Genomic DNA, 18,176 nt, shown 5'->3' on the forward strand with positions numbered 1-18,176 from the left:
TGATCACTCTCGCTGCCCTGCCGCCCCAGGTGGCGCTCCCCGACGGGCACAAGGTGCCCTTCGCCAACCTCGACTACGCCGCGACCGCGCCCGTCGCGCGCGCCGCGGCCGAGGCGGTCGAGGCCCTGCTGCCCTGGTACGGGAGCGTCCACCGGGGTGCCGGAGCCCTGTCGCAGAAGACCTCGCTGGAGTACGAGCGCGCCCGCCAGACCATCGGCGACTTCCTGGGTTGTCGGCCGGGCGACGAGGTGGTGTTCACCAGGAACACCACGGACGCGATGAACCTGCTCGCCCACGCCCTGCCGCCGGACACGCTGACGGTGACGTTCCTCGGCGAGCACCACGCCGGCCTGCTGCCCTGGCCCTCGGTGCACCGGCTGCCGATACCCGCGTCGCCGGAGTCGGCGGTCGCGTCGCTCGCGGAGGCGTTGCGGGCCATCCGGGCCCGCGACGGCGCCGCCCGGCCGGTGCTCGTGGCCGTGACCGCCGCGAGCAACGTGACCGGCGAGGTGTGGCCGATCGCGGACCTGGTCGAGCAGGCGCACCGGTGCGGCGCCCGGCTGGCCGTCGACGCTGCCCAGCTCGCGCCACACCGGCCCGTCGACCTGTCGTCCTGGGACGCCGACTACGTGGCGATCTCAGGCCACAAGCTCTACGCGCCGTTCGGCGCCGGGGTGCTCGCCGGACGGGCCGACTGGCTGGACCAGGCGCCGCCGTACCTGGCCGGTGGCGGCGCCACCCGGTCGGTCGACGCCGGGGCCGAGACGGTGACCTGGACGGACGGCCCGGCCAGGCACGAAGCGGGCACGCCGAACGTGTTCGGTGCCGTGGCGCTGGGTGCGGTCTGTGCCGCGCTGGCGTCGTCGGACCGGGCCGACTGGCAGGACCACGAGGCCCGGCTGTCCGCGCGTCTCGAACGACGGCTGGTCGGGATCCCGGGTGTGGCGGTGCTGCGGTCCTTCCCGGCCGGGTCCGACCGGGTGGGCATCGTCTCGTTCGCCGTGTCGGGGGAGGACAGCGGCGACCTGGCCACCTGGTTGAGCGTGGAGCACGGCATCGGGGTCCGCGAGGGCCTGTTCTGCGCGCACCCGTTCAGCCGCCACCTGCTGTCCGAGGCGGGTCGCCGGACGGGCCGGCCGATGCCCGCGACCGCGCTGCGCGCCAGCATCGGCGCGGGCACCACGGCCGACGACATCGACCGGCTCGTCGCGGCGTTGGCGGACCGGGTCGGCACGGCACGATGACGGCCTGAACCGTCTCGTACAGGTGCCGGGCTGTCGCGAAGGCCGTCCCGGTCAGGGCCGGCAGACCCGGCGGACCAGGTCGCGCCAGCCGTTCGCGAGCGCGTCGGTGACCTGGTCCGCGGCGTGGTCGGCGTCGGTCGCCGACAGGTAGCGCAGCAGCGGCACGTCGAGCGCCGCGGTCAGTTGGGCGGTGAGCACCGTGAGGTCGGCCGGGCCGAGGTCGATCAGGCCCAGCAGCATCCGGATGTGGGTGTGGGACAGCGACGCCGGCAGGCCGCCGGCGGGAACCGGCAGGCGGCCGAGGAGGGCGGCCCGGGCGGCGTCGCGGTTGTCCATCAGGAACCGCATCCGGGCCTCGCCGTACGCGGCGAGCCGGTCGATCGGCGGCGCACCGGGACCGAGCGGCGGCGGCCCGCCGAGCATCTGCTCCTGGAAGTCGCGCTCGGCGTCGTCGAGCAGTGCGACGAAGATCCCCGTGCGGGTGCCGAAGCGGCGGAAGACGGTGCCCTTGCCCAGCCCGGAGCGCTCGGCCAGCGCGTCCATGGTCAACCGTTCCGGGCCGGCCTCGGCCAGCATCTCGCGCGCGGTGGCGAGCAGATGCTGCCGGTTGCGGGCGGCGTCGGCGCGTTCCGGCTGTGGCGCCTGCCACACCAGGGGCTCGGTCACCAGGTCACCCTACCGGCCACGGCAGAAGCGGGGTAAAGTCCGCTTACGAAAAGCGGGGTGAAGTCCGCTTAGCCGAAGATCCAAGGAGAGACCCATGACCGACAGCCGTTTCACCACGCTCCCGGACGAGCAGACCCTGAAGGCGACCGTGGTCGCGCTCGAGGAGCACGGCTTCAGCGTCGAGATCGTCGACGACCTCGACGCCGCGCGCGAGGTCACCCTGGCCCGCATCCCGCACGGCGCGTCGGTGATGACCAACACCTCGATGACCCTCACCGAGTCCGGCATCGAGGCCGCGATCAACGACGCTGGGCCGTACGACTCGGCCCGCGCCAAGATGCTCACCCTGGACTGGCAGACGCAGGGCCAGGAGATGAAGCTGATCGCCAACCAGACCGACTACGCGCTCGGCAGCGTGCACGCGATCACCCGGGACGGCACGCTGGTCATCGCCTCGGCGTCCGGCAGCCAGTTCGCCTCGTACGCCTGGGGCGCCGCCAACGTCATCTTCGTGGTCGGCGCCCAGAAGCTCGTGGCCACCCTGGCCGAGGCCCACGAGCGGATCTACCAGCACAGCCTCAAGCTCGAGGACGCCCGCGCCCAGGCCGCCTACGGCATGCACAGCAGCGTCGGCAAGGTCCTGGAGATCCACCAGGAGATGCCCGGCCGGATCCACATCGTCCTGGTCCGCACGCTCGTCGGCTTCTAGGCCGCGACCGACGAGGACACCTCGAAGGTCAGGGACCCCTCGCGTTCGCCGACCGTGACCTTCTGGCCCGCCGAGAGCCGCCCGTCCAGCAACATCTCCGAGAGCCGGTTGTCGACCTCGCGCTGGATGGTGCGGCGCATCGGCCGGGCGCCGTACGCCGGCTCGTAGCCCTTGTCCACCAGCCACCGGATCGCCTCCGGCGTGAACTCGGCGGTGATGTCCTGCGCGTGCATCCGCCGCCGGGTCTGCTCCAGCATCAGGTCGGTGATCGCGACGAGCTGCTCGGGGTCCAGCCGCCGGAAGATGACGACCTCGTCGATCCGATTGATGAACTCCGGGCGCAGCTCCTCGCGCAGCCGGCGGGTGACCCGGTCGCGCAGGTCCTGCTCGGCGTCGCCGCTGCCCGCCGTGGCGAAGCCGACCGACGGCTGCTCCGCGGTGATCAGCTCGGAGCCCAGGTTGCTCGTCATGATCAGGACGGTGTTCTTGAAGCTGACCGTGCGGCCCTGGCTGTCGGTCAGCCGGCCGTCGTCGAGCACCTGCAGCAGCAGGTTGAACACGTCCGGGTGGGCCTTCTCGATCTCGTCGAGCAGCATCACCGAGTACGGGGCCCGGCGCACCGCCTCCGTGAGCTGGCCGGCCTCGTCGTAGCCGACGTAGCCGGGCGGTGCGCCGACCAGCCGGCTGACCGTGTGCCGCTCCTGGAACTCGCTCATGTCGAGGCGGATCATCCGGTCCTGGTTGCCGAACAGCGTCTCGGCCAGCGCCCGGGCGAGCTCCGTCTTGCCGACGCCGGTCGGGCCGAGGAACAGGAAGCTGCCGATCGGCCGGTTCGGGTCGCCGAGCCCGGTCCGCGAGCGGCGGATCGCCTGGGCGACCACCTGGACCGCCTCGTCCTGACCGACCAGGCGCTCGTGCAGGCGCGACTCCAGGTTGGCGAGGCGCTCCTTCTCCTCCTCGCTGAGCTGCCGCGCCGGGATGCCGGTGGCCCGGGAGACCACCTCGGCGATGTCCTCGGGCGTCACCTCCGGCACCCGGCTCTGCCCGTCGGCGTCCCGCTGGTCGATCTGCTTGCGCAGCTCGGCGACCTGGTCGCGCAGCTCGCTGGCCCGCTCGAAGAGCTCCGCGGCGACCGCCTGGTCCTTGTCGCGGCAGAGCTGGTCGATCTGCTGCTCCAGGTCGCGCTCGTCCTTGGCCACCGACCGGCTGCGCAGCTGCACCCGGGCACCGGCCTGGTCCATCAGGTCGATCGCCTTGTCCGGCAGGAAACGGTCGGTCAGGTAGCGGTCGGACAGCTCCGCCGACGCGATCAGGGACTGGTCGGCGAACCGTACGCCATGATGTGCCTCGTAGCGGTCGCGCAGGCCGCGCAGGATCTCGATGGTGTCCTCGACGCTCGGCTCCGGCACCAGGATCGGCTGGAAGCGCCGCTCCAGCGCGGCGTCCTTCTCGATGAAGCGCCGGTACTCGTCCAATGTGGTCGCACCGACCGCGTGCAGCTCGCCGCGCGACAGCGCCGGCTTGAGGATGTTGGCCGCGTCGGTCGCGCCCTCGCCGCCGCCCGCGCCGACCACCGTGTGGATCTCGTCGATGAACACGACGAGGTCGTCGGAGTGGGTACGCACCTCCTCGAGGAGGTTCTTGAGCCGCTCCTCGAAGTCGCCCCGGTAGCGGGTGCCGGCGACCAGCCCGGTCACGTCGAGCTGCACGAGCCGCTTGCCGGTCAGCGTCCGCGGCACCTCGCCGTCGACGATCCGCTGCGCCAACCCCTCCACGATCGCGGTCTTGCCGACCCCGGCCTCGCCGATCAGCACCGGGTTGTTCTTGGTGCGCCGGGCCAGCACCTCGACGCACTGCTCGATCTCGTCCGCGCGGCCGACCACCGGGTCGATCCGGCCCTCCCGGGCCATCGCGGTCAGGTCCCGCCCGTACTGGTCGAGGGTGGGTGTGTCGGTCTCCTGCTGCTGTTGCGCGGGCCGGGGCACGGTCTGCGCGCCGGGCCGCGACGCCGCCTGCAGCGACTCCGGGTTGATCCCGTGCATCGCGAGCAGTCGGCCGGCCTCGGTCTCCTGGCTGAGGGTCAGGGCCAACAGGATGTGCTCCGGACCCAGGTACGAGGACCCGAGCCGCCGGGAGATCTGGTGCGCCTGCAGCAGCACCCGCTTGGCCGCCGGGGTCAACGCCGGCATGCCCTCGACCGCGTTGCCGCGCCGGTCGCGCTGCTCGATCTCGCCGGCCAGCGTCGCCGGGTCGGCGCCGGCCCGGGCCAGCAGCTCGTTGAGCGGCGGCTTCTGGGTCATCGCCCAGAGCAGGTGCTCGGTGTCCAGGTCGCTGCTGCCCAGTTGGGCGGCCTCACCCGCGGCCGCCTGGAGCAGCTCCCGGGCGTCCTGGCTCATCACCTTGCCCAGGTCGAGCCGGGCCCGGGGTTGCCCCGGGGAAAGGAACTGGGCCATGAACTCGTCGAACGGGTCGCCGCCGAAAGGCCCGTTTCCCCAGTAACCGGTAGACATCTGACTCTCCTCGGGTCGAAACCACGATTGCCGGCGCCTACCCGTTCACCGGGCGGGCAAACCGGCAGCGCGGCGGGCGGGAAACGCGGTGCCACTGAGTCGAAAGCGCACGATCCCGGGCGTGTAGCCCCGGGCGCAGGGGGCACGTGACCCCCATGGCCCCGAAAGAGATGGAGGGCGACAACCGTCGCCGTCGCCAGTTGGCCCGGGAGGCCCGCAACGCGGACCGCAAACCCAGTGCGGAGGGCGTCACGCTGGGCGCCTCGAAGCAGCAGGAGCATCGCGAGGAGAAACGTCGGTCGGGGCCGGAGCCCGTGGGTCGGCACAAGCCCCGCGCCGGCTCCGCCGAGATCACCGGGCCGGGTGTGCCGGAGTCGACCTGGCCGCGGCGCCCGGCCGGGGCCGACAACGGCACCGACGCCGGTGCGGGTCCCCGGCTGCGCTACCGGGAGATGGTCACCGAGATCGCCCGGTTGACCGGCGACGAGTTCGCGGTGGCCCGCGAGCTGACCCAGGCCGTGGTCGGGGTCACCGCCCGGTCGCTCGACGAGCCGGACGGCAAGCACCTGGTCGCCGTCCTGCCGGGTGAGCTGGAGGTGCCGCGGGCGCTGAGCGGCCCGCCGGAACGCGACCTGACCATGTTCCTGCGCGAGGTCGGCCGGCTGGTCGAGCGGCGGCCCGAGCAGATAAGGGTCAAGGTGCAGGCGGTGTTCGCCGTGCTGGGCGACGCGGGCGTCGACCTGCCCCTGCCGCCGGAGCTGCGCGAGCTGTCCGACCCGCTGCCGCCGGAGGAGCGCACGGAGGCCGGGCGGCCGCTGCCGCTCAGCGACGCCGACGTGGTCGCGGCGCTGCGCGACCTGCCGGAGTGGTCCGGCGACCACCACGCCATCAGCCGCACGATCGAGCTGCCACCCGACAACCTCGACCGGGTGCTGCCGAGGATCGAACGGCTGCGCGAGACCGGGCGGGCCCCGCACATCGCCCGACCGGACGCCCGCACGGCCACGCTCACGGCGTACACGTCGGCGACCGGGACCGTGACCGACGCGGACGTGACGCTCGCCCACCGGGTGGACACCGCGATCGACGAGGCCGGGGCGGGAATGGCCGGTTGAGCAGCCGTGCGAGGATCCCGGCATGCTCCACGAGTCGGTGTTCGACAGCGGTGACCTCGCGGTCGGTGACTGGTTCGACGCCTGGTGCGAGCGGATGGGCGCGACCCACGCGCCGATGCGGCTGGCGAGCGACCACGCCGCCGACTACCGCGCCCACCAGCGGCTGATCTCCCTGGGCGCGGTGACGATCTGGCCCGCGACGTTCGACCAGCTCGTGTTCGTGCGCACACCGAAGCTGATTCGGCAGGCCGATCCCGAGGTCTACCACCTCTCGCTCATGCGGGCCGGCTCGGCCAAGGCGTCCTGGGGAGAGAGCCAGGCGGCCTACCGCCCGGGCGACTTCCACCTCAACGACTCGTCACGGCCGTACGAGATCTGGACCGGCCGCACGTCCGCCGTGGGCGTCGAGATCCCCAAGGCGCTGCTGCGGCTGCCCGCGCGCACCGTGCGACAGGCTGTCGGGCGGCGCCTGTCGGCCGAGGCCGGCCTGGGTGCGCTGGCGCAGGCGGTCGAGGCCGAGCCGAACGGGCACGCGTTGGTGCCGCGGGTCAAGGACTTCATCCGGCAGCACCTGCACGACCCGGGGCTGACCCCGGCGCGGATCGCCGACCAGCACCACATCTCGCGCGGCTACCTGCACCGGCTCTTCCAGGCCGAGGGCGAGACGGTGAGTGCGTACATCCGGCGCAACCGGCTCGCGGGCGCGCACCGGGATCTCGCGGACCCGGCGCTGGCGGGCACGCCCATCCACGTCGTGGGAGCCAGGTGGGCTATCCGCGGGCGGCGGACTTCACGCGCGCGTTCCGCGCGGCCTACGGCATGCCGCCCTCGGAGCGGCGCGCGGCGATGCCGTCGTCCAGGTCCCCCCGTGCCAACCTGGACGACGGCTGTGCCGTGCGCACCCACGGCACCCGCAAGACTGCCGGCCCGACGACCGGACGTCGTTAGCGCTCGGTGCCCAACCGCGTTGGCGCTGGATCCACCCGGGTCGAGCTGAAGCGGCGCTGATAGGCCGCCGGGCTGATCGACAGCCGCCGGGCGAAGACCCGGCGCATGCTCTCGTAGCTCGGGAAGCCGGCCATCGTCGCCGCCCGCGTGGCGGTGTAGCCCTGGTCGAGCAGCGTCCGCGCCAGGTCGAACCGGATGCTCTCGACGAAGCGGGCCGGGGTCGTGGCGAGCTCGTCGTGGAAGAGCCGGTTCAGGTGCCGGGTGCTGACGTTGAGGTGTTTCGCCAGCTCGCCGACCGAGTGCTCGGCCCGCGGGTCCGCGCTCACCAGGTCCGTGACCTTGCGCAGGATCGGCGAGCGCGGCGGCGGCCCCTGCAGCGGCGCCGAGAACTGCGACTGGCCGCCGGTGCGCTGCAGGTAGACCACCAGGGTGCGGGCGACCTCGCGGGCCACGTCGGCGCCGAGGTCCTCCTCGACGAGGGCGAGCGCCAGGTCGATCCCGGCCGTCACCCCCGCCGACGTGTACGTCGTGCCGTCGCGCACGTAGATGGCGTCAGGCTCGACCTGGCAGGTGGGGCAGCGCAGGGCGAGCTCGTGCGTCACCTTCCAGTGCGTCGTGGCCCGCTTGCCGTCGAGCAGGCCCGCGGCGGCGAGGACGAACGCTCCGGTGCAGACCGACGCGACCCGGTCGGCCACCGGCACGCGCACGGCGTCGACCAGCTCGGCCGGGACGCGGGCACGCGGATAGCGGTCGGAACCGGGCACCAGCAACGTGTCGTACGTCGGCTTGGCAGAGACCGGGCCGTCGACCGACATCCGGAACCCGAGGTTCGACGTGACCTCCGCGCCGGTGGGCGACAGCAGCACGAGCGCGTAGTCACCCCCGAACCGGTTGGCCTCCTTGAACACCTCCGCCGGGCCGGCGACGTCCAGCATCGTCACCCCGTCGTACACGAGGATCGCGACGCGATGGCTGGGCATCGTTCATTCGTAACACACCGTAACCGGCGGCGATTTCGCGTTGTCCGGATGCGAGGGGTTCATGGCCGGAGAAACGCAGCACCGCCACAGGCCGGTTGGGCAGCATGGAACCCGAGATCTAGCTGTGCGTCTTGAAAGGGACCGACATGCGAGCGATCACCGTACGAGATCGTGCCGCCGGTGTGGGCGGCCTCACCCTGACCGACCTGCCGTACCCGCACGCCGCGGAGAACGACGTCATCGTGCGTGTGCACGCGGCCGGGTTCACCCCCGGCGAGCTCGACTGGCCGGCGACGTGGACCGACCGCGCCGGCCGCGACCGCACGCCGACCGTTCCCGGGCACGAGCTTTCCGGGACCGTGGCCGCGCTCGGCTACGGCACCACGGGCCTGTCCGTCGGCCAGCGGGTGTTCGGCATGGCCGACTGGGCCCGCGACGGATCCCTGGCCGAGTTCACCGCGGTGGAAGCGCGCAACCTCGCGCCCCTGCCGGCCGACATCGACCACACCGTGGCCGCGGCGCTGCCCATCTCCGGGCTGACCGCGTGGCAGGGGCTGTTCGACCACGCCCACCTCACCACCGGCCAGCGGGTCCTCGTCCACGGCGCGGCCGGGGCCGTCGGCTCGATCGCCGTCCAGCTCGCCCGCGAGGTCGGCGCCTACGTGATCGGCACCGGTCGGGCCGGCGCCCGCGACGCCGTGCTGGGCCTGGGCGCACAGTCCTTCGTGGACCTGGGCGCCGCCGACTGGGACAGCGTCGGCGAGGTCGACGTGGTGTTCGACGTCATCGGTGGCGACGTCCTCGCGCGGTCGACCGCGCTGGTCGGCCCGGGCGGCACCGCCGTCACCATCGCCGAGCCACCCACCGTGCGGCCCAAGGACGGGCGGGCGGTGTTCTTCGTGGTCGAGCCCGACCGCGCCCGGCTGGTCGACCTCGCCGAGCGCGTGCGGTCCGGCCGGCTCACGCCCGCCGTCGGGGTCGTGCGGCCGCTGGCCGAGGCCGCCGACGCGTTCGTGCGGCGCCACCCCGCCGGCAGGACGATCATCCAGGTGGCCGACGAATGAGCAAGGTGGTCGTCTGCGCGACCCCGTTCCAGGGCCACGTGACCCCGGTCCTGACCGTCGCGGCGGACCTGGTCCGGCGCGGTCACGAGGTCGTGGTCTACACCGGGTCCCGGTTCGCGGACCGGGTCGCGGCGACCGGGGCGCGGTTTGCCCCGCTGCCGCCGAACGCCGACCTCGACGACCGGGAGCTGGACGCCCGCTATCCGGTGCGGGCCACGCTCCCACCGGGACCGGCGCGGCTCTCGTTCGACTTCGAGACGTTCTTCGTCGGCCAGTTGCCCGCGCAGCTGCGCGGTCTGCGGGAGCTGTTGGCGACCTTCCCGGCCGACGTGGTGATCGGCGAGCTCGGGTTCTGGTCGATCCCGGCGCTCAGCCTGACCGAGGCCCGCGCTGACCGCCCGACGCTCGTGACGCTGGGCGTGGTGCCGCTGCTGTTCCAGGACGAGGAGCCGCCGGGCTTCGCCTACCTGCAACGGTTCGCCGAGGCGATACTGGCGTCGGTGGGCGCGTCGTTGGACGGCTTCGCGCTCAGCGCGCCCTTCCGGCACACGGACCACTACCTGCAGCTGACCGTGCCCGGGTTCGAGTACCCCCGCGACGACCTGCCGCCGCACATCCGGTTCGTCGGTGCGCTGCCACCGCACGCGAGCGGGCAGTTCGACGAGCCGTCGTGGTGGCCGGAGCTGTCGACGGAGCGGCCTGTCGTGGTCGTCACGCAGGGCACGGTCGCGCGGACCGACCTGACCGAGCTCGTCGTCCCGACGGTGCTGGCCCTCGCGGACCAGGACGTCCTGGTGGTCGCCGTCACGGCCAGCGCGGACGGGCCAGAACGGGTGCGCCGCGAGCTCGGTGTCGTGCCGGACAACCTGCGGCTGGCCGGCTTCGTGCCGTTCGACCGGCTGCTGCCGCGCACCGACGTGCTGGTCACCAACGGCGGCTACGGCGGCGTGCAGGCCGCCCTCCACCACGGGGTTCCGCTGGTGGTCGCCGGCGCCAGCGAGGACAAGCCCGAGGTGGCGGCCCGCGTCGCATGGAGCGGCACCGGTGTCGACCTGCGCACCGGCCGACCCCAGCCGGCGGACCTGCGCGTCGCGGTGCGGACGGTGCTGGACGATCCCGGCTACTACGACCGGGCCAGGATCATGGCCAAGGAGATCAGCCGGTACGACCCGTTCGAGGCGATCGCCGAGATTGTCGCGCCCCGATAACGGCGCGGTCTCGAAAGGACGGACAATTTCCCTGACGGCGAGGCGCGGTTAGGGTGGCCTCATGCACCGCGCCAGCCGGACGCACGTGGGCCGCGGCCCGCGATGACCGACGAGGGCGTTCCGCCGCCCCGCCCCCGCTGGTCCCGGCGGGGCGCTCTGGCCGGTGCGGGCGTCGTCGTGCTGCTGGTCGTCACCGCCGTGGTCGCGTTCCAGGCCGGCGGTGGGGGAGACGCCGGTCCCGAGGCTGAGCCGAGCCCGTCACCCACCGGCAAGCCACCGCTGACGACCGCCCAGGTGTACGCCACGCTGGCGCCGTCCGTGGTCAGCATCGAGGGTGCCGGCAACGGCACCGGCGTCGTCGCCAACGCCGACGGGCTCGTGGTCACCGCGCTGCACGTCGTCGACGGCGCGCGGAAGATCGCGATCACCTTCGCGGACGGCACCGAGGTGCCGGCCACCCTCGCCGGCAGCGACCCGGAGAACGACATCGCCCTGCTGATGCCGAACAGCCCGCCCGGCCTCATCGTGCCGGCCGTGCTCGGCAACGCCGGCCGGCTCGTGGTCGGCGACGACGTCGTGGCCATCGGCAACCAGCTCGGTCTCGTGCACAGCACCACCGCCGGCGTCGTGTCCGGGTTGGAGCGGGTCGCGACCGGCACCGACGGCACCCGGCTGCGCGGGCTCATCCAGTTCGACGCCGCGGTCAACCCGGGCAGCTCCGGCGGTCCGCTGGTGAACACCCGGGGCGAGACGGTCGGCATCGTCGTCGCCCTGCTCAACCCGACCCCGGCCGGCACCTTCGTCGGTGTGGGCTTCGCCGTGCCGATCGGCGCCGCGCTCGGCGGCGGCTCCGACGGCACCGGACCACCCGGACCGATGCGATAGGAGCGTGGATGGACACCGAGCAGATCCTGTACGAGGTCAAGAAGACCATCGTCGGCCAGGACGTGCTGCTGGAACGGCTGCTGGTCGCCCTGCTCTCCCGCGGCCACATCCTGGTCGAGGGCGTGCCGGGCCTGGCCAAGACCCTCGCCGTCAAGGCGCTCGCCGGCGCCATCGGTGGCCAGTTCCACCGGGTGCAGTTCACCCCCGACCTGGTGCCCGCGGACATCGTCGGCACCCGGGTCTACCACCAGCACAGCGGCGAGTTCCAGGTGTCGCTCGGTCCGGTGTTCACCAACCTGCTGCTCGCCGACGAGATCAACCGCGCGCCGGCCAAGGTGCAGAGCGCCCTGCTCGAGGTGATGCAGGAGCAGCAGGTCACCATCGGCCGGGAGACCCACCGGGTGCCGCGCCCGTTCCTGGTGATGGCCACCCAGAACCCGATCGAGTCCGAGGGCACCTATCCGCTGCCGGAGGCACAGGTCGACCGGTTCATGATGAAGGTCCTCGTCGGCTACCCGAGCCCGACCGAGGAGTTCGTCATCGTCGAGCGAGCGATCGCCGCGATCGCCGTCGGCCAGGCCGTGTCCGACCCGGAGAAGCTGGTCGCGATGCAGGACCAGGTCGACCGGGTGTACGTGGACCCGGCGCTGATCGAGTACGCGGTGCGGCTGGCCAACACGACCCGGGACCCCGCCGCCGCGGGCCTGGGCGACCTGGCCCGCTACGTCAGCTTCGGCGCCAGCCCGCGCTCCTCGATCAACCTGATCCTCGCCGGGCGGGCGCTGGCCTTCATCAGGGGCCGCGACTACGTGGTGCCGGCCGACGTCACGGAACTCGTCCTCGACGTGTTCCGGCACCGCCTGGTGCTCTCCTACGAGGCGCTCTCCGACGACGTGACCCCCGACCACATCCTCACGACGGTGATGTCCGCCGTCCCCGTACCCGAAGCGCCGTTGCAACGGGCCGGACGTCCGTGAGTACCGCCCCGGACCGCCTCCTGCGCCGCCTCGAATGGCGGGTCATCCGCCGGCTCGACGGGCGGTTGCAGGGCGCCTACCGCACGGCGTTCCGGGGCACCGGGATCGACTTCGACAGCCTGCGCGAGTACGCGCCCGACGACGACGTCCGGCACATCGACTGGAACGTCACCGCCCGGCTGGACCAGCCGCACGTCCGGCAGTACACCCAGGAGCGTGAGCTGACCGCCTGGCTGGTGCTCGACCAGTCGGCGTCCATGCGCTTCGGGGAGACGCCGCAGGGGAAAGACTCGATGCTCACCGACCTGGCCGTCTGCCTGGCCCGGTTGTTCACCCGGGGCGGCAACCGCGTCGGCGCGATCCTCTACGACAACCGGGCGCACCGGGTCGTGCCGCCGCGCACCGGCCGCGACCACGTGCTGCGGCTCACCGACCTGGTCACCGCGCCGACGGCGGACCGCGGCGGCGGCAGCACCGACCTGGCGGCGATGCTCCGGCTGGCCGCCGCCAGCGCGCGCCGCCGGAGCCTGGTGTTCGTGGTCTCCGACTTCATCGGCGAGGGCGACTGGTCCGGCGAGCTGACCCGGTTGGCGCTGCGGCACGAGGTGGTGGCGATCCGGGTCGTCCACCCGGCCGAGCTGGAGCTGCCGGACCTGGGCCTGGTGCTGGTGGAGGACGCCGAGACCGGCGAGCAGCTGCTGGCCGACACCGGGGATCCGCTGTTCCGGGAACGGTTGCGGGCCGAGGTCGAGGCCCGCGAGTCCATGGTGGACGGCGCCCTGGCCCGCACGGGCGTTGCCGCGCACCGGGTGCGCACCGACGAGGACCTCGTCGAGGTGCTGGTCGAGATGGTCCGCCGGACCAGGCGTAGGCGCCGATGAGCGTGCAGCATCCCGCCATGGTCGCGGTCGCCGTCCTCGTCGGCGCCGGCTGCGCGCTCGCGCTGCGGTGGCTGCACCGCGAACGGAACCGGGCGTACGCGGCTGCCGGTGTGACCGCCCGCGGCGGACTGCGCCGTTACCTGCCGCCGCTGCTGTTCCTCGCCGCCGTCGTCTTCCTGCTGCTGGCCGTCGCTCGTCCACAAGCGACACTCGGCGTACCGCGTACCTCCGGCACCGTGATCCTGGCCTTCGACGTCTCCAACAGCATGGGCGCCGACGACATCGCGCCCAACCGGCTGGCCGCCGCGCAGGCCGCCGCGACCGCCTTCGTCGAGGCCCAGCCCGACACGGTCGACATCGGTGTCGTCGCGTTCAGCCAGGGCGCGCTGACCACCCACCAGCCGGCGAACCGGCACGCCGAGACCGTCGACGCGATCAAACGCCTGCGGGTCACCGGCGGCACCTCGCTCGGCCAGGCCATCCTCGCCTCGCTCACGGCGATCGCCGGCCGGCCCGTCACGCTGCCCGAGCCGCCCGCACCGCCGCCGGACATCGGCTACCACTCCGACGCGACCATCGTGCTGCTCACCGACGGCGAGGACACCGGCGGGCCGGACGCCCTGCAGGCCGCCGAACTGGCCTCCAACGCCGGGGTGCACATCCAGACGGTCGGGGTCGGCACGGTCGAGGGTGACACGGTCGACATCGACGGCTACCAGGTGTCGACGGCGCTGGACGAGGACCTGTTGACCCAGATCGCCGCGACCACCAGCGGCGCGTACCACCGGGCCCAGGACGCCGGCGCGCTCGACGCCGCCTACCGCGACCTCGACCTGCGCACCACGATCGAGCCGCAGCCGATCGAGCTGACCGGTGCGATCGTCGTCCTGGCGTTGCTGCTGCTCGTGGCCGGCGCGCTGCTCACGATCCACTGGTTCGGGCGGTTGCTCTGATGTCGCTGACCTGGCCCTGGGCCCTCGCCGCGCTGCTGGTCTTCCCGGCCTTGCTCGGCTACCGCTGGTGGACGCGGCGCTGGCGCCGGCGGGAGACGGTGCGGCTGCCGAGCATCGCGCTCGTGCGGGCCGCGCTGCCGGGGCGGTCCCGTTGGCGGCGCCGGATCCCGCTGTGGCTGTTCGCCGCCGGCCTGGTCGTGCTCGCCACCGGTGCCGCCCGGCCACAGGCGTCGGTGCCGGTGCCGGCCAACTCCACCACCATCATGCTGGCGATCGACTCGTCCGGCTCGATGTGCTCGACCGACGTGCCACCCAACCGGCTCACCGCGGCGCAGCAGGCGGCCAAGGAGTTCGTCGAGAGCCAGCCGGAGGGAGCCAGGATCGGCCTGGTCACCTTCTCCGGCAACGCCGGCCTGCTGGTCGAGCCGACGGAGGACAAGAAGGCGCTGACGGCCGCGATCGACGCCCTGCGCACGGCCCGCGGCACCGCGATCGGCCTGGCCATCCTCGCCTCCGTGGACGCGATCGCCGAGGTCAACGTCGACGTGCCGCCGACCGGCGTGGAGCTGCCGGTGGGCGTCGCGCCCGGTGAGGTCCAGGCGGACACCATCGTGGTGCTGACCGACGGCCGCAACACCCAGGGCGTCGACCCGACCACCGCCGCGGAGCAGGCGGCGGCCCGCGGGCTACGCGTATACACGATCGGCTTCGGCACCACGCAGCCCTCGTCCATGGTGTGCAACCCCACTCAGGTCAGCGGCGACGCGACGTTCGGCGACAGCTCGCGCTTCGGCGGCGGCGGGTTCGGCGGGCGGCGCTACCAGAACATCGACGAGCCGACGCTGCGCGAGGTCGCCGACCTCACCGGCGGCGAGTATTACCAGGCGCAGGACGCGGCCGAGCTGAGCCGGGTGCTGCGCGACCTGCCCAGCAACATCGTGCTCCAGAAGCGAGACATGGAGATCACCGGCTGGTTCGCGCTGGCCGGCGCCCTGCTGGTGCTCGCCGCCGTGGCCCTGGCTCAATGGTGGACCCGGCCCCCGGGGTCGAGCGGGTCGAAGCCGTAGAGCCAGTCGATGTCGGGTGACAGGCCGTAGGTCGATGCGATCGCGGCGTCGCGGTCCCGCTGTTGCGGACCGTCCGGCAGGTGGAACCGGGTCGCGTTGCCCCGCGAGAGCTCCTGCACGCGCGCGGTGCGGTCGTGCCGCAGGAGCTCGTAGCGGGCCAGCGCGGCGGGCACGTCGGCGGCCGCGTCGCGCAGGCAGGCGGCCAGCACCGCGGCGTCCTCGATCGCCTGCGCGGCGCCCTGCGCGCCGTACGGCAGCATCGGGTGGCACGCGTCACCGAGCAGGGTCACCGGGCCCTCGCTCCAGCGCGCGAACGGCAGGCGGTCGAACAGCGCCCACTTGAGGGGCGCGTCGAGCGCGTCGACCAGCGCCCGCACCACCGGGTCCCAGCCGGCGAACGCCGCCCGCAGTTCGGCGGGATCGCCGTGGTCGGTCCACGACTCCCGCGTCCACGAGTCCTCCTCGATCACGCAGACCACGTTGAGCAGCCGCCCCGCCGAGACGAAGTAGTGCACGCAGTGCGCGCCCGGTCCCATCCGGACGGTGGACGTGTGCCCGACCGGCAGGTCCGCGACCCGAGCGGCCGGGATCAGCCCGCGAAACGCCACATGGCCGGTGAAGCGGGCGTCGGCCGTGCCGAGGATCACCTGCCGGACCACCGAGTGGATGCCGTCCGCGCCGACCACCAGGTCCGCCCGCTCCCGCCGCCCGCCGGCGAACCGCAGCTCCACGTCGCGGTCGCCGGGCAGCACGTCGACGCAGCGCGCGCCCACCTCCACCGGCACCGCGTCGGCCAGCACGGCGACCAGGTCGCCGCGGTGCACGTGCAGGTACGGCGCGCCGTACGCGGACTCGACCGGGGCGCGCAGCGGCGTCGAGGAGAGCACCCGCCCGTCGTCCCAGCGCCGGAACTCGAACGCGGTCGGCTCGACAGCGCCCCGGCGCACCGCCGGCAGCACGCCGAGCGCCGCCAGCACGCGGGTCGCGTTGGGTGCGAGCTGGATGCCGGCGCCGACGGTGCCGACCGCCGGAGCCTGCTCGAAGACCCGGACGTCGAGCCCGGCCTGGCGCAGCGCCAGACCGGCCACCAGCCCACCGATCCCGCCCCCGATCACCGCCGCCCGCACTGTCATCGGCCACCCCCGAAACGCATCATCCCCTATGGGGTGTGGCGGCCGGAATGACAGATTCTTCGGGCGCACAGCCCTTCGTGGAATCCGTTAGATTCAACGGCGATGCTCGACGCACCAACGGTCTCCGCGCCCGCCACCGAAACCTCCCCGCCGCCCCGCACGCGCTGGTTCTCCAGGCTCACCTGGTCCGACCTCTCGCTGCTGCCGTTGGCCTTCGGGGTGCTGCTCTATGTCCGGCAGTACGCCAACCATCTGCCGCTCTGGCTCGACGAGCAGATGATTTCCCGCAACCTCCGTGACCGCGGTTTCGGCGGGCTGGTCGGCGAGCTCGCCAACAACCAGAGCGCGCCGCTGGGCTGGCTCTGGGTCCAGCGTGCGCTGATCTCGGTGTTCGGCACCGACGAGTACGTGCTTCGGCTGCTTCCGTTGCTGGCCGCGATCGGCACGCTGGTGGTTGCGTGGTGGGCCGGCCGCCGCTGGCTGGGCCCGGTGGGCGCGATCACCCTGGTCACGGTGGTGGCCACGAGCGCCGCCGCGATCCGCTACTCGGCCGAGGTCAAGCAGTACTCGGGCGATCTGTTCTGGACGATGCTGCTGCTGGTCGCGGCCATGGTGCTGCTGGAGCAGCCGCGCCCGGCGATCCGGTCCTATGTGCTCTGGTGGTCGCTGGCCGGGCTCGCCTGCCTGTTCAGCATGGGTGCGATGCTCGCCACGCCGGTCTTCGCGGTGGTCGTCGTCGCGTCCGCCCTGGCGCGCGCGGGCTGGCGCGAGGCGGTCCGGGCCGCGGCGCCGTTCCTGATCTGGCTCGCGCTCTTCGCCTTCCACTATCTGGCCTCGCTGCGCCACGTGGTCGGCAGCGAGTTCATGGCGACGTTCTGGGGCCGGCGTGGCTACCCGCCGGTCGACGCGGGCCCCCGACAGCTCGCGGGCTGGGCCTGGGACCGTCTCGAGGTGCTGGGCCGCGACCCGCTGGGCCTGCTCCCGCCGGGCCAGGGCGCGCACTACCTGGAGATCGCGTCGCACCTGTTCTGGGCGCTGTTCCTGCTCGGTTGCCTGGCCGCCGCATGGCACCGCCGCCCGTTCGGCGCGCTGCTGGCCGGCGTCGTGGTGTTCGCGTACGTGCTCGCCGTCGCCGAGGTCGTCCCGCTCTACATGCGCATGGCGATGTGGATCCTCCCGGCGGTGTACGTCGGGATCGGGTTCGCCGCCGACGCCGGCGCGCGGTTGGTGGCGGCCGCCGTGCGCGCCCGGCGCATGCCGACCGCCGTGCGCTCGCCGCGTGCCCTGGCCGGCGGTCTGGTCGGGGCGGCCGCCGTGGCGCTGGTGGGTGTGCTGGTCGCGCCGCTGGCCGTCGCCCACGCGGACCCGCCGGCACTGGTCAACACCGACGAGCGGGCCGCGGTGCGCTGGATGGCCGGCCAGCACCGGCCCGGCGACCTGACGCTGGTGCTGTCGTCGAGCCGGCACGCCGTTCCCTGGTACGCCGACTCCCTGCGCCCGAGGCGGGAGCCGAAGCTCTGGGAGATGCCGGCCGGGGGGACCTGCAAGTTCACCGACCTGAGCGCGGCCGTCGACGGCTACCAGCGCCTGCTGCTCATCGGCTACCTGAAGGAAGGCCCGGCGGCCACGACCGGCAACCGGCTGCGGGCCGACGTCGGCGCCATCGGCACGGTCGTCGCGGAAGGCCCGTTCGGTCCCTCGATGATCGCGCTGGTCGTCGAGCTGCGTCCGGCCGCCGAGCGCGGTCCGACCGGCTGCTACGAGCTGTTCTAGGGTCGTTTGATCCGTCGGCCGTCCGCGTACGTACCCCCTCGTGGCGATCGGTGGTGCCTGCCG

At 73.2% G+C, this 18,176-nt stretch carries 16 protein-coding genes; 12 read left to right on the forward strand and 4 right to left on the reverse strand.

All coding sequences use genetic code 11. The features are described from left to right. Positions 1 to 17 precede the first annotated feature (17 nt). Entirely contained in the window at positions 18 to 1,244 is a 1,227-nt protein-coding gene (locus CHC05_RS22305; RefSeq protein WP_245871167.1) for an aminotransferase class V-fold PLP-dependent enzyme, read from the forward strand. A gap of 51 nt (positions 1,245 to 1,295) precedes the next feature. Here the strand turns inward: CHC05_RS22305 and CHC05_RS22310 are convergent, their stop codons facing one another. Further along, positions 1,296 to 1,910 carry a TetR/AcrR family transcriptional regulator gene (locus tag CHC05_RS22310; protein WP_089251943.1) on the reverse strand — a complete coding sequence of 205 codons (615 nt, stop codon included), beginning with the start codon at positions 1,908 to 1,910 and terminating at the stop codon, positions 1,296 to 1,298. A 94-nt stretch (positions 1,911 to 2,004) separates the two neighbouring features. Here CHC05_RS22310 and CHC05_RS22315 point away from each other — a divergent pair, with 94 nt between their 5' ends. Further along, positions 2,005 to 2,619: an LUD domain-containing protein gene (locus CHC05_RS22315; RefSeq protein ID WP_089251945.1), complete on the forward strand. Its 615-nt coding sequence runs from the start codon at positions 2,005 to 2,007 to the stop codon at positions 2,617 to 2,619. On the opposite strand, the gene CHC05_RS22320 is transcribed toward CHC05_RS22315, so the two are convergent. After that, entirely contained in the window at positions 2,616 to 5,129 is a 2,514-nt protein-coding gene (locus tag CHC05_RS22320; protein WP_089251947.1) for an ATP-dependent Clp protease ATP-binding subunit, read from the reverse strand. The genes CHC05_RS22315 and CHC05_RS22320 overlap by 4 nt on opposite strands. A gap of 155 nt (positions 5,130 to 5,284) precedes the next feature. On the opposite strand from CHC05_RS22320, the gene CHC05_RS22325 reads away from it, so the two are divergent. Together CHC05_RS22325 and CHC05_RS22330 are read left to right on the forward strand one after the other, a co-directional pair. Then, entirely contained in the window at positions 5,285 to 6,244 is a 960-nt protein-coding gene (locus tag CHC05_RS22325) for a DUF2267 domain-containing protein (RefSeq protein ID WP_144022713.1), read from the forward strand. A gap of 22 nt (positions 6,245 to 6,266) precedes the next feature. Beyond that, positions 6,267 to 7,241, forward strand: a complete 975-nt coding sequence (locus tag CHC05_RS22330) for an AraC-like ligand-binding domain-containing protein (protein WP_218824628.1) — start codon at positions 6,267 to 6,269, stop codon at positions 7,239 to 7,241. Here the strand turns inward: CHC05_RS22330 and CHC05_RS22335 are convergent. Then, a complete protein-coding gene (locus CHC05_RS22335; protein WP_089251951.1) occupies positions 7,189 to 8,172 on the reverse strand; it encodes a GlxA family transcriptional regulator in 984 nt (327 codons plus the stop codon). The two genes, CHC05_RS22330 and CHC05_RS22335, sit on opposite strands and share 53 nt — an antisense overlap. Positions 8,173 to 8,318: 146 nt before the next feature. Between CHC05_RS22335 and CHC05_RS22340 the strand changes: the two genes are divergently transcribed. The 7 genes from CHC05_RS22340 (at position 8,319) to CHC05_RS22370 (ending at position 15,207) form a co-directional block, all read left to right on the forward strand. Further along, the gene (locus CHC05_RS22340; RefSeq protein WP_089251953.1) at positions 8,319 to 9,236 is read left to right on the forward strand and encodes an NADP-dependent oxidoreductase; all 918 of its coding nucleotides are present in this window, start codon (positions 8,319 to 8,321) and stop codon (positions 9,234 to 9,236) included. Continuing rightward, on the forward strand, positions 9,233 to 10,444 hold the full coding sequence (locus tag CHC05_RS22345) for a glycosyltransferase (RefSeq protein WP_089251955.1): 1,212 nt from the start codon (positions 9,233 to 9,235) through the stop codon (positions 10,442 to 10,444). The genes CHC05_RS22340 and CHC05_RS22345 overlap by 4 nt, the downstream gene beginning before the upstream one ends. Positions 10,445 to 10,546: 102 nt before the next feature. Next, positions 10,547 to 11,329 (forward strand): S1C family serine protease, encoded by a 783-nt coding sequence (locus CHC05_RS22350; RefSeq protein WP_089251957.1) that lies wholly within the window; start codon positions 10,547 to 10,549, stop codon positions 11,327 to 11,329. Between the two features lie 8 nt (positions 11,330 to 11,337). Then, entirely contained in the window at positions 11,338 to 12,306 is a 969-nt protein-coding gene (locus CHC05_RS22355; RefSeq protein ID WP_089251959.1) for an AAA family ATPase, read from the forward strand. Further along, on the forward strand, positions 12,303 to 13,187 hold the full coding sequence (locus CHC05_RS22360) for a DUF58 domain-containing protein (protein ID WP_089251961.1): 885 nt from the start codon (positions 12,303 to 12,305) through the stop codon (positions 13,185 to 13,187). The genes CHC05_RS22355 and CHC05_RS22360 overlap by 4 nt, the downstream gene beginning before the upstream one ends. Next, positions 13,184 to 14,140 (forward strand): VWA domain-containing protein, encoded by a 957-nt coding sequence (locus CHC05_RS22365; protein ID WP_089251963.1) that lies wholly within the window; start codon positions 13,184 to 13,186, stop codon positions 14,138 to 14,140. The genes CHC05_RS22360 and CHC05_RS22365 overlap by 4 nt, the downstream gene beginning before the upstream one ends. Next, a complete protein-coding gene (locus CHC05_RS22370; protein WP_089251965.1) occupies positions 14,140 to 15,207 on the forward strand; it encodes a VWA domain-containing protein in 1,068 nt (355 codons plus the stop codon). Before CHC05_RS22365 ends, CHC05_RS22370 begins: the two co-directional genes overlap by 1 nt. On the opposite strand, the gene CHC05_RS22375 is transcribed toward CHC05_RS22370, so the two are convergent. Further along, complete coding sequence (locus CHC05_RS22375; RefSeq protein ID WP_089251967.1) at positions 15,162 to 16,340, reverse strand: FAD-dependent monooxygenase; 1,179 nt, start codon at positions 16,338 to 16,340, stop codon at positions 15,162 to 15,164. The genes CHC05_RS22370 and CHC05_RS22375 overlap by 46 nt on opposite strands. 102 nt (positions 16,341 to 16,442) lie before the next feature. Between CHC05_RS22375 and CHC05_RS22380 the strand changes: the two genes are divergently transcribed. Next, positions 16,443 to 18,113, forward strand: coding sequence for an ArnT family glycosyltransferase (locus CHC05_RS22380; RefSeq protein WP_089251969.1), 1,671 nt, complete (start codon positions 16,443 to 16,445; stop codon positions 18,111 to 18,113). The last annotated feature ends 63 nt before the right edge of the window (positions 18,114 to 18,176 follow it).

Origin of the sequence: Asanoa hainanensis (assembly GCF_900188485.1) — a bacterium.
Taxonomy (GTDB): domain Bacteria; phylum Actinomycetota; class Actinomycetes; order Mycobacteriales; family Micromonosporaceae; genus Asanoa; species Asanoa hainanensis.

Bases quoted from the DNA above. Each gene is read 5' to 3' on its own strand.
- CHC05_RS22355 (WP_089251959.1), top strand. From the start codon at position 11,338: ATGGACACCGAGCAGATCCTGTACGAGGTCAAGAAGACCATCGTCGGC.
- CHC05_RS22340 (WP_089251953.1), top strand. From the start codon at position 8,319: ATGCGAGCGATCACCGTACGAGATCGTGCCGCCGGTGTGGGCGGCCTC.
- CHC05_RS22350 (WP_089251957.1), top strand. From the start codon at position 10,547: ATGACCGACGAGGGCGTTCCGCCGCCCCGCCCCCGCTGGTCCCGGCGG.
- CHC05_RS22375 (WP_089251967.1), bottom strand. From the start codon at position 16,340: ATGACAGTGCGGGCGGCGGTGATCGGGGGCGGGATCGGTGGGCTGGTG.
- CHC05_RS22380 (WP_089251969.1), top strand. From the start codon at position 16,443: ATGCTCGACGCACCAACGGTCTCCGCGCCCGCCACCGAAACCTCCCCG.
- CHC05_RS22365 (WP_089251963.1), top strand. From the start codon at position 13,184: ATGAGCGTGCAGCATCCCGCCATGGTCGCGGTCGCCGTCCTCGTCGGC.
- CHC05_RS22330 (WP_218824628.1), top strand. From the start codon at position 6,267: ATGCTCCACGAGTCGGTGTTCGACAGCGGTGACCTCGCGGTCGGTGAC.
- CHC05_RS22370 (WP_089251965.1), top strand. From the start codon at position 14,140: ATGTCGCTGACCTGGCCCTGGGCCCTCGCCGCGCTGCTGGTCTTCCCG.
- CHC05_RS22325 (WP_144022713.1), top strand. From the start codon at position 5,285: ATGGCCCCGAAAGAGATGGAGGGCGACAACCGTCGCCGTCGCCAGTTG.
- CHC05_RS22345 (WP_089251955.1), top strand. From the start codon at position 9,233: ATGAGCAAGGTGGTCGTCTGCGCGACCCCGTTCCAGGGCCACGTGACC.
- CHC05_RS22315 (WP_089251945.1), top strand. From the start codon at position 2,005: ATGACCGACAGCCGTTTCACCACGCTCCCGGACGAGCAGACCCTGAAG.
- CHC05_RS22320 (WP_089251947.1), bottom strand. From the start codon at position 5,129: ATGTCTACCGGTTACTGGGGAAACGGGCCTTTCGGCGGCGACCCGTTC.
- CHC05_RS22335 (WP_089251951.1), bottom strand. From the start codon at position 8,172: ATGCCCAGCCATCGCGTCGCGATCCTCGTGTACGACGGGGTGACGATG.